Origin of the sequence: Paraburkholderia lebeckiae (genome assembly GCF_050436325.1) — a bacterium.
GTDB classification, from domain to species: domain Bacteria; phylum Pseudomonadota; class Gammaproteobacteria; order Burkholderiales; family Burkholderiaceae; genus Paraburkholderia; species Paraburkholderia tuberum.
The window spans coordinates 2860878-2875051 of record NZ_JBNDLZ010000002.1; the positions used below are offsets into that span (position 1 = coordinate 2860878).

Genomic DNA, 14174 nt, shown 5'->3' on the forward strand with positions numbered 1-14174 from the left:
CTTTCGTCTCGCCCTGCTGGTGACAAAGAAGCCCCCAGGGCAGGCTGAAGGCCGTCAAGCGACGGTATGCTGCTCGACCGCACTGCTCTTCATACGCGAATCAGCGAGCCAGTGCGACAGACGGTCAAACCACAGGTGCACGACCGGCGTCGTGAACAACGTCAGCATTTGCGAAACAATCAGTCCGCCTACAATCGCTATGCCGAGCGGCACGCGCAATTCGGCACCGGCGCCGTGCCCTAGCGCAAGCGGCAGTGCGCCGAACAGCGCGGCGAGCGTTGTCATCATGATTGGACGGAAGCGCAGCACACAGGCCTGCCGGATCGCTTCTCGCGGCGACATACCCTGCTCGCGCTCGGCCACCAGCGCGAAGTCGATCATCATGATCGCGTTCTTCTTGACGATACCAATCAGCAGGATGATGCCAATCATGCCCATGATCGACAGATCCTGACCGCACAGCATCAACGCGAGCAACGCACCCACACCCGCCGAGGGCAGCGTCGAAATGATGGTGAGCGGATGAATCGCGCTTTCGTACAGGATGCCGAGAATCAGATAGACCACCACGAGCGCCGCGGCGATCAGATACGGCTCACTCGCGAGCGACGCCTGGAACGCCTGCGCAGTGCCCTGAAACGAGCCCGTCAAACTATCTGGCTTGCCTGCCGCGACTTCGGCCAGTCGAATCGCCGCCACCGCGTTGCCAAGCGACTGACCCGCCGCCAGATTGAATGAGATCGTCACGGCCGGGAACAAGCCCTGGTGATTCACCGAGATCGGCGACACATTGTTTTCGATCCTGGCGAGCGTGTCGAGCGGCACCAGTTCGTTCGTGAGCGGCGAACGCACGTAGAGATGCGCCAGTGCATCCGTCGTCAATTGAAAGTGCGGATCGACTTCCTCGACGACGTGGTACTGATTCAGCTGCGTGAAGAGCGTCGCAATCTGCCGCTGGCCGAATGCATCGTAAAGCGTGTCGTCGATGGCTTGCGCCGTGATGCCGAAACGCGAAGCGGTGCTGCGATCGATCACGAGTGTCGCGCTGGTAGCGGCGGCCTGCTGGTCGGACGTGACGTCGGCCAATTGCGGCAGCTTCGACAGGCGGTCGGTCAGTACGCCCGCCCAGTGATTCAACTCGTTGATGTCAGGGTCCTGCAACGTGTACTGATACTGCGCGGCGCTGATACGGCCGCCCACCTGAATATCCTGCCGGACCTGCATCGACAACGAGATGCCCATGACCTTCGCCAACTGCGGCTTTAAACGATTGAGCACCTGCGCAGCACTGTCCTTGCGCTGAGCGAACGGTTTCAGGTTGATCATGACGCGCCCCTGGCTCACGGTCGGGTTAGGACCCATCCAGTAGTAAACGTTGTCGACGGCGGGGTCGGCCTCGATGATATGGCCCACCTGCTGCATCTTCTGCGACATCGAGCGGGGCGAAATATCCGGCGCGGCCTGGGCGACGCCCATGATCAGACCGGAGTCCTCCTGCGGGAAAAATCCCTTGGGGATCGCGACGAACAACGCGCCGGTGGCGACGATCGTCGCCACCGTGACAGCCAGCATCAGCTTCTGGCGGTCCAGCACCCAATCGAGGCCGCGCTCGTAGCGCCGCTCTACTGCGCTAAAGACGGCTTCGAGCCATGCTTCGAGCCTGCGCATCCGGCCGCCGCCATCCGGCTCAGGCAAACGGATCAGCCAGCCGCACAGCATCGGCGTGACGGTCAGCGATACCAGCGCCGACATCACTATCGCGGCGCTCACCGTCACTGCGAATTCGCGGAACAGCCGGCCGACGATGCCGCCCATCAGCAGGATCGGGATGAACACGGCGATCAGCGAGATGGTCATCGAAATGATCGTGAAGCGCACTTCCATCGCGCCAAGCAAGGCTGCCTTCATTCTCGGCACGCCGTCTTCGATATGCCGCATGACGTTTTCGATCACGACGATCGCATCGTCCACCACGAAGCCTACCGCGATGGTCAAGCCCATCAGCGACAGATTGTCGAGGCTATAGCCGAGCAGATACATGACGCCGAACGTGGCGACCAGCGACAGCGGAATCGTCAGGCTCGGAATGATGGTCGCCCATACGTTGCGCAGGAACGAGAAGATCACCATGACGACGAGCGCGATCGTCAGCATCAGCGTGAACTGCACGTCGTGCACCGACGCGTTGATGGTTTGCGTGCGATCGCCCACCACATGCAAATGCGCGGCCGCGGGCAGCATCGCTTCGAGCGCGGGCAGCTTCGCCGTGATGTTGGCGATCGTCTGCACGACGTTATAGCCGGGCTGCTTGTGAACATCGAGGATGATCGCGCGTTCGTGCTGAAGCCATGCGGCCTGCTGGTTGTCCTCAGCGGCGTTCAACACGGTGCCGAGATCGGACACGCGAATCGGCGCGCCATTCTTGTACGCGACCACCAGATCGCGATACTGCGAGGCGGTCGTGATCTGGTCGGTCGCGTTGAAGATCACCGAGCGATCCGGTCCGTTCAGGCTGCCCTTCGGTGCATTGACCGTCTGCACGCCGACGATCGAGCGCACGTCTTCCAGCGTCAGGCCACGCGCGGTGAGCTTGTCGGGGTCGAGCTGAATACGCACTGCGGGCCGCTGCTGGCCGTGGAAATCAACGAGACCGACGCCGGGCATCTGCGAGATCTGTTGCGCGAGATAGTCTTCGGCGTAGCTGTCGAGTTGCGTGAGCGTGAGCGAGGGCGACGTCAGCGCCAGTGACAGCAACGTGAAGTCGGCCGGATTGACTTTCTGATAGGTCGGCGGGTTCGGCAGGTTCTTCGGCAACGTGCCGCCGGCTGCGTTGATCGCCGTCTGCACATCCTGCGCCGCGCCATTGATGTCGCGCGAGAGATCGAATTGCACGGCAATGCTGGTGTTGCCGAGCGAGCTCGACGACGTCATCTGCGTCACGCCCGCAATCAGCGAAAGTTGCCGCTCCAGTGGTGTCGCCACCGAGGTCGCCATGGTTTCCGCGCTCGCGCCGGGCAACTTGGCGACAATCTGAATGGTCGGAAAATCGACCTGCGGCAGCGGCGCGACCGGCAGCAGAAAATACGCCACCGCGCCGACCAGCAGCACTGCGATCGCCAGAAAACTCGTCGCGATGCGCCGCTTGATGAACAGTTCCATGAGGCTCATGACGGAATATCCTGATCAGTCTGGCTGCCTGCCAGATTCGCGTTGGGCGGCGCTTCGGAACTGGCGGGAACCGTGGTCGCCGTCACATGCACGCCCGGGTTCAAGCGGCTTTGGCCATCGAACACGACGAGATCCGCGGGCGCGATGCCACTGCGTATCTCCGTCATGCCATCGACGGTGATACCGGTTTGCACCGGGCGCATCTGCGCGGTGCCGTTCGCGGCGATCAAATAGAGCTGCGTGCCGTTCTGCGAGTTCACCACCGCGCGGCTCGGCACCGCGAGCCGCTGCGTATCGGTGCGCACCAGCACGCGCGCATTCACCAGCTCGCCGGGCCACAGCTTGCGGTCCTGGTTGGTGAACGAAGCCTTGAGCCTGATCTGGCCGGTCGTAGGATCGACCGTACTGTCGATGAACACCAGCGTACCGTCGGCGAGCGGCGTGCTGCCGGAACGCGTGGTCACGTTCACCGCCAGCGGCGCTTTCGCCTGATTCGCGAGCAGTTCAGGCAGCACGTCCTGCGGCACGGAGAACAGCACGGTGATCGGCTCCATCTGCGTGACGGTGACGATGCCGGTGGTGTCGGTCGGATGGACTATCGCGCCGATATCGGCCTCGCGTGCGCCGACGCGTCCGGTGAACGGCGCGCTCAACGTGGTGAAGCTCAATTGCAGCCGGTCGCTTTGCACCAGCGCGGCGTCCGCAGCGACCGTCGCGGAGAGCGCTTCGACTTGCGCTTTCGCGGTGTCCACCGCCTGAGTCGTCGCCGCGCCGATGCCGACCAGCTTCGAGTAGCGTGCGAGATCGAGGCGCGCGTTATCGAGCGATGCCTGGTCTTTGCGCTGCGCCGCTTCCGCTTGATGCAACTGGGCAGTGAGCGGTCCCTGATCGAGTTGCGCCAGCAACTGGCCGGCTTTGACGTCCTGTCCTTCAGTGAAGGCGACGCGCTGCAATTGCCCGTCGACACGTACTTTGACGTCCACGGTATTGAGCGCGAGCACCGTGCCCACCGCGGCGACGCGAATCGGAAAGTCGCGGCTCACCGGATGACCGGCGTTGACCGGCACGGCGGTCGCCGCCTTGACCGCCGGGTGCCGCGGCCAGAACCACACCGCCAACATCGCGACAACGACGGCAAATGCCAGGATGAGCGGCGCGCGGCCGCGTCCGCGGGGCGCCTCGTGGTTCGGAAGGTGTGCAGATTTCATGAGCGGGATGACGTAGAGGTGGAGGCGGTGCTGCTATCGCTATCGTCGGTCACGCCGAAGCCGCCGCCGAACGCGCGAAACAGGCTCACGGACGCTTGCAGGCGCGCGAGCCGTGCCTGCACCAGCGTGTCTTCGGACTGATACAGCGTGCGTTGCGCGTCGAGCACGGTCAGAAAGTCGACGGTGCCGAGCTTGTACTGGGCTTGCGCGAGCGTAGCGGCTTTGCGGGCGGCGTCGGCGGCGTTCTGGTCAGCGACTTCCGCGAGCTGCTGCTGTTGCGCCGCCGTGAGCGAGTCCTCCACGTCCTGCAGCGCGGTTATGACGGCTTGCCGGTAATCCGCGACGCCCTTCGCTTCGGCCGCCTGGCTCGCGTGCAACTGGCCACGCAGCGCGCCGCCGTCGAAGATTGGCGCCGCCAGCGAGGTGGCGAGACTGGCGAACGGGCTCGACAGGAAATGCGACAGCGACTTGCTGCTCAGCCCGCCGTCCGCGGTCAGTACGATGTTCGGCAGAAAGGCCGCGCGCGCCGCGCCGACACTCTGATTCGCCGACTGCAACTGCGCTTCCTTCGAACGGATGTCGGGGCGCGTTTCCAGCAGGCTCGCGGGCAGATTCGGGCGCGGTTGGGGAATCGGGATGTCGGCGAGCGCGGCATCGCTGACCGTGAATTGTTCAGGCGCGGTGCCTGTCAGCACCGCAAGCGCATGGATGTTGGTATCGAGCTGCTGTTGCAGCGCCGGCACGGCCGCCTGGAAGGTGGCGAGCGCGTTGCGCTGCTGCTGCACCTGCAATTCGGTCGCTACGCCCGCCTGCTGTTGTGCGATCAGCAGTTGCAGAATGTGCGCGGCGTCGTCGGAAATGGAACGCGCAATCGCGAGCCGGCGGCGCAGACTCTGCACCTGAAAATACGTGTCGGTGACCGACGCGGTCAGCGTCAGCGCCACCGTATCGCGATCGAACCCGGAGGCGCGCGCGAGCAGGTCGGCGGCGCCGGCGTTGGCGGCGTTGAAGCCCCAGAAGTCCACCTCGTAACTGGCTTCGGCGAACAGGCTCTGGGTCTTCGTGGTCGAACCGCGCCCCTGATGACTGCGATCGAAGCTGGCGCCGAGCGATAGCGACGGATACTGCGGTGCGCCGGCTCGCTCGGCGTTGCCGCGCGCCTGTTCGACGCTCGCAATCGCTGACGCCAGCGTGAAGTTGTTGCGCAGGCTGCGATCGATCAGCGCGTCGAGCGCGGGGTCGTGATACTCGCGCCACCAGCCGCTTCTGACTGGCACGGTAGCGGCGAGCGAGCCACCGGCCGCGCCGTCGAAGGATTGCGCCAGCGGCGCGCCCGGCCGTTGATAGGCAGGCACAAGCGAGCAGCCGGCGAGCACCGCGAGGCCGAGCGCACATACGGCGGCGCGCAGGCACGATACGCGCGCAGCTGGACTGACGGCGCGCGAAAGCGGCGCCCAACGGGACAGTCCTGACATTGGAGAACGCTCCGGCAACTAGAAGTGTCGCCAGATTAGCCAGCGGGTCCTGTCGGCGCTTTCGCCCATTAATTAAAAAAATTTAATGCGGCGCAACATGCCGCGTCGGCGCGCCGAGCCGGGGCTTGCAGGGCGTTCCGCGCGTGTCAGGGCGCCGGGTTCAGCACGTATCCCGCGCCGACCACGGTATGAATCAGCGCCAGCGGGAAGTCGCGGTCCACCTTTGCCCGCAGCCGATGCATGTGCATATCGATGATGTTGCCGCGCGGCTCGAAATCGTAATTCCAGGCCGCCTCGAGCAGCATGCTGCGTGTCACGACCTGCCCCTCGCGGCGCACCAAACATTCGAGCAAAAGGAATTCGCGGTGCTGCAGGCGCAGATCACGACCGCCGCGGTTTGCGGTCCGCGCCCGCGTGTCGAGTACCAGATCCGCGCATTCGAGCCGCTCGCTCATCCTGCTGCGATCGGCGCGCCGCGCCAGCGCCTCGATTCTGGCCAGCGCTTCGACGAACGCATATGGCTTCACGAGATAGTCGTCGCAGCCTGCGCGAATCGCCTCCACGCGTTCGTTCAGGCCGCCGACCGCCGACAGCATCAGCACCGGCGTCGTATCCCCGCCGGCGCGCAACTGCTGGACGAGAGCCAGGCCGTCGAGCGCCGGCAAGCGCCGATCAGTCACAATCACGTCGTAGATGCCCTCGCGCGCATAGGCGAGCCCGGTCGCGCCGTCGGCCACCGTGTCGACAATCAGACCGCTCTCGCTCAGGCCACGCGCCAGGAATTGGCTGGCGCGCGTATCGTCTTCGATCAGCAGGATTCGCATACGCTGCGGCTTACGTTAAGGGGCTTACATTAAAATTTTTTCATGTTGGCGCGAAACGCCTGTGCAGCTTCGCGCGGCATACTGCTGACATCATAGGTACGAGCCTAGTGTAAATCGGCCGGCTAGCGCAGGTTCGACGCTCGCTCATTTCTGGAAAAAGGCATGTCGAACGTATTGGTCGTCGAGGACGACGAGCAGACTCTCGCAGAGATAGTTGAAGCGCTCACCGATCACGGCTGCCGCGTCGAAACCGCGAGCACCGGCCGCGACGGTTTGATGCTCGCGGTCGCCAACAGTTACGACGCCATCGTACTCGATCGCATGTTGCCGGGCGGCCTCGAAGGGCTCGGCATGCTGTCGGCGTTGCGCAGCGCCGGCGTGCTCACGCCGGTGCTGATCCTGAGCGCGCTGTCCGCGGTCGACGAACGTGTGCGCGGTTTGCGCGCCGGCGGCGACGACTATCTGACCAAGCCGTTCGAGTTCATCGAACTGACCGCGCGGCTCGATGCGTTGATGCGCCGTCGTGAGGCGGCGCCCGCTGTGCAGGAGTACCAGGTCGGCCCGTTGCGTCTGGACCCGCTCAAACGCGAAGTGACCTGCGCCGGCCGCCCGGTACCGCTGCTGCCGCGCGAGTACCGGCTGCTCGAATACCTGATGCAGCACCAGGGCCAGGTGGTGAGCCGCACCATGCTGTTCGAAGCGGTATGGGACTACCGGCTCGACGAGCGGACCAACGTGATCGACGTGCACATCAGCCGTCTCAGGAAGAAGCTCGACCCGGACGGGACGGCTCCGATGATCGATACCGTGCGCGGTTCGGGGTACATGCTACATGCGCCTGACTGAACTGCACCGCACCACCGGCTTTCGCCTCGCCACGCTGTTCCTGGTGCTGTTCGGCGTGATCGCGATGCTGCTGTTCGGTTACCTGTACCGCGAGATCACCGGCTTCGAACAGGAGCGCATCGACGACTGGCTGATTCGCGAGCACGCACAATTGAAACACGAAGCGCCGGACGAACTGGTCGCGCGATTCGAACATCAGAACCAGTTCGATCCGCGCCGCCAGCGCCCGTTCGGCCTGTTCGAAGCCAGCGGCAAACATCTTGCCGGCGGCTATCCGGGCGATCTGCCGGCCATCCCCGTCTTTGGCAAGCCGTTTTCGATGCGTCTCGCAAATCTGCCGGGCCACCCGCCTGGCCGATGCATCGCCGCGCACGTGCCCGATAACCGCATCGCTTTGCAATGCCAGAACACCCTCGAGCTCGATCACTTCGACGACGAACTGCTGCATGCGCTGCTCTCCACCGCGATGATCACGCTCGTGATCGGCCTGATCGGGGCGACGCTGATTGGCATTTCGGCGATGCGGCGGCTCGATGCGGTGACCGCGTCGATCGAGGAAATCGTCGCCGGCAATCTCGGCAGGCGTTTGCCGGTGCATTCGAAACGCGACGACGTGGATCGCCTGGTCGGCGTCGTGAACGGGATGCTCGACGAAATCGAGCGCCTGATGAACGAGGTCAAAGGCGTGTGCGATGCGATTGCGCACGATCTGCGCACGCCGCTCACGCGGGTGCTCGGCGGACTCGAACGTGCCCAACGGCGCGCCAGAACCGAGGCAGAGTATCGCGCGGCCATTGATGAAACCATCGTGGAAACCAGCGGCCTGCTACGCACTTTCAACGCACTGCTGCGCATTTCGGAAATCGAAAGCGGCGTGCGCCGCGCCGGCTTCACCAGCGTCGATCTGGCCGCGGTGGCCGACGACGTGTTCGAATTCTACGAGCCGACCGCCGAAGACAAGCAGATTGCATTCGAACTGCAGCGCACCGTGTCCGGGCCGCTGGAGATCCAGGGCGATCCGAATCTGCTGTTCGAGGCACTGGCGAATCTGGTGGAGAATGCCGTCAAGTTCGCACCGCATGGCGGAGCCGTGCGTATCACGCTGTGGCATGACACAAGAGGGGCCGGCGTGACGGTCAAGGACGATGGACCAGGCATCGCACCGACCGAGCGCGATGCCGTCCTGCGCCGTTTTTATCGTGGAGAGGCGAGCCGTCATACGCCCGGCAGCGGCCTGGGGCTCAGTCTTGCCACCGCCGTAGCCGGCATGCACGGCATGATGCTGGCGTTCCACGACACGAACGTTGGTTGCGAGATCAGCCTGTTCAAACCCGCCCAACGTACCCAACGTCATATTGCGGATAGCCGATGATCGATAACCTGCCGGTGCATTGACCTCGCTCCGTAAGGTTCTCGGCGGGCCTAAGTTTCTGCTCCGCGTACTGTTTTTTGTTACATAGAGCCTTGCGCGAAAAAACGCTCGGATTGGCGCCCCATGCACACGCTCACCCTAACCGTCACACGCCAGAGCGCGCAATCTGGAATTCGGCGGGAAGTGCGCTGCGAAGGATTGCTACCGAGGATGATGGGTGTCATCGCCGCGCAGCCGCTTCATAGCCTGCGTCCGACGTGAAATCAGCATTGGTGAATGTCTCGTGCCAGTGGCGAAAGTGGACGACAGGCGCCGAATACGGACGTTCGCAATTCGGTCCAGCAGCAATTGTCGGCGCTCTCCAACGTCGGTCCCGATGGCCACTTTGGCCAGGATCATGCACAACAGCCGCTGTACTACGCAGAGGATGGCCTGTGGGCGTCAACTTCGACCTGAATGATTTGCAGGCGTTTCGAGCCGTCGTATAGTTGGGTGGCTTCCGGAAGGCTACCGATGCGGTCAAGATCTTGTGGTCGGCTCTGAGCCGCCCCATGGACAAGCTCGAGCACGCAATCCGCCTGTGGCATTTCGAGCGAAAGTCGTCTTCGGAACGATCGATGTCCGCTGGTTATCAATGGACGCGGGCGAAAGCCCGCAACTGCCCTAAAGCACAGCAGCCACGTGGTTGCCTTGCCCCGCGCCGGTAAGACTCGCGCTCAGGCCACGAAGCGGCACTGGGACGCGGGCGTTCGGGTGTCCATGTTGCGTCCGCGGTTGAGGTGATCGTCGATTTCCGCCGCGCAGCCGAGCATGCGCGGATAAAGGAAGATCGTGAACGCGGCGGTCTCCAGATCGGACTCGCTCAATTCACCGCGTCGCAGCGGCTGCCACAGCATCTTCAGCAGCAGCGCCGCGATCACGGCATCGACATTGACGCAATAGACGTTGCGCGAGACACCTGCGTCGAACAACGCCTGCACCAGCTCGCGGTAGTACGCATGGAACACGTTGTATTCCCCACGCTTCCCGCACAGTTCCGCGATGAACACTTCGCGCGGGTCGTGGTTGACCGGTCTGTCCTTGAAGACGGGATGGTTCACGCCCGGCAGCTTCGCGATATCGAGGCTGCCGGCATGCTTCTGTCGGGCCTTGTACTGCGCATAGCGCTCAACCGAGCGCTCGGCCAGCGAGCGCAGGTCCACGCCGTGCGCGGGGTCGGACGGATCGGCAAGACCGCTGTCCCTGAACGCTTCGATCAGGAACGCGATACCCTCGTACCCGTTCCCGCCATGCGTGTAGCCGGTATGCGAGAGAAAGCCGACCAGCGCCTTGTTGAGCTGCACGCGCTCGGGGCTTTCCGGACCGTCGGCGGATACCGCGCCTTTCGCCCCCTGCGCGGAGATCGCGCCCGGACCGTTGGTGAGCAGCAGGCCGACGAGCGTTTTGAAGGCGAACAGGTCGTCCGGACCCGGCTTCCGGTTGAGCAGCGCGGCGAAGCCGATTTCGGTGAGACTGCGCTCGTTCAGCAATTCGTCGGTGGAGAAGCCGCAGAAACCGTCCGGGCCATGCCGCGACGCATCGGCCGATGCACCGATCAGCGTCCCGAACAGCATGCTCCACCAGGGCAGGCTTTCGGCGGTCACGCGCGAGATGCGCTTGCGCATGAGCGGGCCCCACGCCAGCGTCGTCGTGATCGCGGCCAGCACCGCGTCGCCGGTCGGGTGAGCGGGCTGCGACGTCAGCCAGCGGACGAACGCCGATTTCGCGCCGCGCTCGGCGAGTCCCGCGAGCATCGCTTCGGCGCGCAGATCGCGCGTGTCGGTAAAGAGCGGCTCGCAGCCGCTTACGTCGATCCGGGCGATGTCAAAGTTCTCGTCGAGCGCACTCGTAAGGCCCGCTGCCGAGAAGCGTTCGATCATCCATTTCGCGGCATCCCGCGCCGCGCGCTGACGATTCGGCCCGATGATCGAGGCCGCGGCGGCCAGAATGGCGTTGGGTGCATTGCCGGCCTCGCGTGCGGCTTGCGCTGCCGCGAGTTCCGGCGTTCCGTGCAGATTGACGGACGCAGCGATCGCCACATCGACGAGCTTCTCGTCGTTTTCTCCGCCGAACTCGTGAAGCAGGGCAAGGCTGACGTTCGCTTCGAGCGAATGCGTCGCCGCGTCGAGCATCGACGCGCCGTGCAGGCTGCTCACCTGTGTCTTCGCGTCCATCTGCGACGCGCCCGAAGCGTCCTTGAGCGTCTGGCGCGGAGCGATTACGCCGATCTGTCGATTGACCTGATGGACCTGCTCGTTATACGGCGCAACAGCTTCCACGACCGGAATCGCGAGGCCGTCCGGCAGCGCGATGCCCTGATCGGAGCCAAACCACGGCTTGAGGGCGAGACTGCCCTCCGGCTCGAAATCGGGCATCGTCGCGTTGGCGCGCATCACGGCGCTCAGCGCGGCCGGGATGTGCGCGATGTTCGTCACCACGGCACCCTTCGTCGAGCAGCATGGATCATCCGGCGTGAAGAGGCGCTCGACGCCGAACTTCTGCATGAACCAGCGTTCCTTGGCTTGCGCATCGTCGTTGCCGCCGGCCATCGCGCCGGCGTGGCCGACTGCCCGCGTGAGGCGGCTCTTCCACCGTCCCACGACGCACGCGACGACTGGCTTCGTGAAGACCGCATCGGCCTCGTAGTAGCCACCCGGTTCGCAGTAAAGCACCGCAGCCTTGCTGCGCGCATCGTTGGCGAGTGCGAACGCGAATTCCGGCGCGGCATAGTGGATGTAGACGTCCTTGCCGCTCGAGATGACCGTCGACGTGCCCCAGCCACCCATGCGCAGGTATTGCGCAATCGTCGTGCTGAAGCCACCGGAGTTGGAGAAGATCGCGATCGAGCCCTTGCGCAACGAATCGTCAGGATTGTCGCCGCCGAGCGCTCCGCCGATCCTCACGCGATTCCACGAATCGGCGACGCCGAGGCCGTTCGCGCCGAAGATGTCGATGCCCGCCTGCTGGCCCATCGCGCGGATTTCGCGGGCGTCGTGGACCGCGATCTTCTCGGTGATGATGAAAATCTTCCGCAACTCGGGATTCACGCGAATCAGTTCAGCGACGCCGTCGCGGGCCGCGGACGGCGGCAGGTAAACGACGCCGCAGTTGAACCGGTGTCCCGCCTGCAGCCCCTCACGGACGTTGTTGTACACGGGGATATCGCCGGCCGGCGTCGCGAGCACTTGCCCGCCCTTGCCCGGCGCGGTGCCGAATACGACGTTACCGCCCGAGAATGCGTGACTCACGGGCGTCACGTCCGACGATTCACCGCCCAGGATGTTGAGCACGCACACGCGATCCTCGCGCGTGGCGATCTGTGCGAGTGAGTTGACGCCAACGAAGTACCTGAACGTATTGCTGCCTTGCTTGTACATGTCGATCTCCTCAGGCATGAGCCGTTCCGGTTTGCCTCGGTGACGCGCCAATCCTTGCTGCGATCCCGGTGCGGCCGCCGGCGCGCATCCAGGCGTCCGCCTGGCGTGCGTACTGGATCACTTCGCTGATGTCAGAGTCGAAGCCGAACAGCCGGTAGGGCAGGCCCAGCGAGTCGCATGTGTCCCTCAGCGCCGACATGCCGCGCACGAGGTTCGGACCTCCCCGGCCCAGCACGACATAAAGCGGTGTCGCTCCGTGCTCGCTGAAGTGCTCGCGCAGAGCGTCGGCCATCGCGCGCAGCGTCTCGTAGATGTCCGTGTTATTGGACTTGCCGCCAATGATGAAGAGCACGTTCGCCTGTTCGAGCCAGTGCCTGAAACAGATGCGCGCCACTTCCTTCATCTTCGCGTAAGGCGGATTGCCGCCGAAATCCGACGAGATGATCGCGGCGTCGCCCAGCATTTCGGTGACGAGCGAGTTGGCGCCGCCGCCGAAGGTCGGGGCGAGGATCGTTCCCTTCTCGTTGATGACGTACACATCGCTCTGGCCCTGATGGGTGCGAAGCTGGTTGATCTCCTGCTCAAAATCCGAGTAATCGGCGGCGAACAGATGAGGCGGCAGGCCAAGCCGCGCCCAGCGCGGATCGTCGCGATCGAAGCCGCACTTGAAGTCGCAGGCGACGGGTGTGAGTCGTCCGTTCTTGTCCTCGCGCATGCGGATCGGGTTCAACTCGAGCGTCGTCATGCCGAAGTCGTGAAAGAGTTCCCAGAGTTTCGGCAACTGCTGCACGAGCGGCGAAATGATCTCCTTCGGCGCGCCGATCTCGCTCAGTGCATTCGCTACGACGAACGCCTTCAGCCCGGTCAGCGCATCGAATGGCACCATCGCCACCTGCTTCGGGTCGACCTCTTCGATGTCCATGCCGCCCATGTGCGAGAGCGTCATGGTCGGTGCGCGAAAACGGGTGGAATCCGTGATCGAGAAGTAGACTTCGTGCGTGGCCGGCACACCGGCTTCGAACGTGACGCCATTCGCCTTCGCCTTGATGTGGCCGACGGCATGCCCGGCGAAGTAGAGCCGCTCCTTTTCCGCGAGCGCGGTCTTCAGGTCGGTCGCGCGGCCAAGCAAACCTGCCTTGCCTTTCTTGCCGACTCCGCCCTTGAAGACGGGCTTGATGAAGATCTGGCGATGACGGTCGATCAGCGCCTTGACTTCCTCTTCGCTGGCGCCCGGGCCGAGGATTTCGCTGGCCGGAAATCCGACGAATTGCAGCAGGCGCGCGCCGTGCAACATACCGGTGATTTGCATGGAAATGTCTCCTGAAGTTTAAGCAATGCACTTCGCCTGCTTACAAAACAGCACGTTGCGGGCGGACAGCGGTGAACCCAGTCGTGAGATGCCGGTTCGCCGGGACGCGGCGATCCGCGAGCAAAGGCTGTTGGAACCGAATCATTCGGCGCGGGGCGCATAGGCATTTTGGTCCGGCCGCTCTGCGGGCCACGCGACGAGATGCGTGCCTTGCGCGACCCGTCAGGCGACGGTCGCCGATCGCTCCGCTGCACCGCCTCGTCGATAGAGCACAAGCGTCGCAACGAGGCCACATACGGCCGCGAAACTCAACCAATAACCGGGCGCCGCCTTGTCGCCGGTCACTTGAATGAGACAGGTCGACACGGCGGGAGTAAATCCGCCAAAGACGGCGGTTGCAAGGCTGAAAGCGAGCGAGAAACCAGCGACGCGCACGTTGACCGGCATGACTTCAGTCAGAGCCGCGACCATCGCGCCGTTATACATCCCGAAAAAGAACGACAACCACAGCAGCACCGCGAGCATCCGCACAGTGTCCGAGTGCGTTTCTCAGGTC

Annotated in this window: 8 protein-coding genes and 1 pseudogene; 2 read left to right on the forward strand and 7 right to left on the reverse strand. The window is 63.9% G+C overall.

Annotated features, from left to right (window positions below; genetic code table 11):
- Positions 1-54: 54 nt before the first annotated feature.
- The 4 genes from OKW44_RS16385 to OKW44_RS16400 all read right to left on the reverse strand — a co-directional run bounded on the left by OKW44_RS16385 (position 55) and on the right by OKW44_RS16400 (position 6675).
- Positions 55-3168 carry an efflux RND transporter permease subunit gene (locus OKW44_RS16385; protein WP_018423302.1) on the reverse strand — a complete coding sequence of 1038 codons (3114 nt, stop codon included), beginning with the start codon at positions 3166-3168 and terminating at the stop codon, positions 55-57.
- On the reverse strand, positions 3165-4376 hold the full coding sequence (locus OKW44_RS16390; protein WP_018423301.1) for an efflux RND transporter periplasmic adaptor subunit: 1212 nt from the start codon (positions 4374-4376) through the stop codon (positions 3165-3167). The genes OKW44_RS16385 and OKW44_RS16390 overlap by 4 nt, the downstream gene beginning before the upstream one ends.
- Complete coding sequence (locus OKW44_RS16395) at positions 4373-5851, reverse strand: efflux transporter outer membrane subunit (protein ID WP_018423300.1); 1479 nt, start codon at positions 5849-5851, stop codon at positions 4373-4375. Before OKW44_RS16395 ends, OKW44_RS16390 begins: the two co-directional genes overlap by 4 nt.
- 146 nt (positions 5852-5997) lie before the next feature.
- Positions 5998-6675 (reverse strand): response regulator transcription factor, encoded by a 678-nt coding sequence (locus tag OKW44_RS16400; RefSeq protein ID WP_018423299.1) that lies wholly within the window; start codon positions 6673-6675, stop codon positions 5998-6000.
- A gap of 162 nt (positions 6676-6837) precedes the next feature.
- Between OKW44_RS16400 and OKW44_RS16405 the strand changes: the two genes are divergently transcribed.
- Positions 6838-7521: a response regulator transcription factor gene (locus OKW44_RS16405; protein WP_018423298.1), complete on the forward strand. Its 684-nt coding sequence runs from the start codon at positions 6838-6840 to the stop codon at positions 7519-7521.
- Complete coding sequence (locus tag OKW44_RS16410; protein ID WP_018423297.1) at positions 7508-8893, forward strand: sensor histidine kinase; 1386 nt, start codon at positions 7508-7510, stop codon at positions 8891-8893. Before OKW44_RS16405 ends, OKW44_RS16410 begins: the two co-directional genes overlap by 14 nt.
- 716 nt (positions 8894-9609) lie before the next feature.
- On the opposite strand, the gene OKW44_RS16415 is transcribed toward OKW44_RS16410, so the two are convergent.
- The 3 genes and pseudogenes from OKW44_RS16415 to OKW44_RS16425 form a co-directional block, all read right to left on the reverse strand.
- Complete coding sequence (locus OKW44_RS16415) at positions 9610-12309, reverse strand: CoA-binding protein (RefSeq protein WP_026226314.1); 2700 nt, start codon at positions 12307-12309, stop codon at positions 9610-9612.
- 10 nt (positions 12310-12319) lie between these two features.
- Positions 12320-13618 carry an ATP citrate lyase citrate-binding domain-containing protein gene (locus tag OKW44_RS16420; RefSeq protein WP_018423295.1) on the reverse strand — a complete coding sequence of 433 codons (1299 nt, stop codon included), beginning with the start codon at positions 13616-13618 and terminating at the stop codon, positions 12320-12322.
- Positions 13619-13840: 222 nt separating this feature from the next.
- Positions 13841-14146 (reverse strand): annotated as a pseudogene (locus OKW44_RS16425) (citrate-proton symporter); the annotation flags it as partial.
- Positions 14147-14174 lie beyond the last annotated feature (28 nt).

Coding starts and splice junctions, on each gene's coding strand:
- OKW44_RS16385 (WP_018423302.1), bottom strand. CDS start 3,168: ATGAGCCTCATGGAACTGTTCATCAAGCGGCGCATCGCGACGAGTTTT.
- OKW44_RS16390 (WP_018423301.1), bottom strand. CDS start 4,376: ATGAAATCTGCACACCTTCCGAACCACGAGGCGCCCCGCGGACGCGGC.
- OKW44_RS16395 (WP_018423300.1), bottom strand. CDS start 5,851: ATGTCAGGACTGTCCCGTTGGGCGCCGCTTTCGCGCGCCGTCAGTCCA.
- OKW44_RS16400 (WP_018423299.1), bottom strand. CDS start 6,675: ATGCGAATCCTGCTGATCGAAGACGATACGCGCGCCAGCCAATTCCTG.
- OKW44_RS16405 (WP_018423298.1), top strand. CDS start 6,838: ATGTCGAACGTATTGGTCGTCGAGGACGACGAGCAGACTCTCGCAGAG.
- OKW44_RS16410 (WP_018423297.1), top strand. CDS start 7,508: ATGCGCCTGACTGAACTGCACCGCACCACCGGCTTTCGCCTCGCCACG.
- OKW44_RS16415 (WP_026226314.1), bottom strand. CDS start 12,309: ATGTACAAGCAAGGCAGCAATACGTTCAGGTACTTCGTTGGCGTCAAC.
- OKW44_RS16420 (WP_018423295.1), bottom strand. CDS start 13,618: ATGCAAATCACCGGTATGTTGCACGGCGCGCGCCTGCTGCAATTCGTC.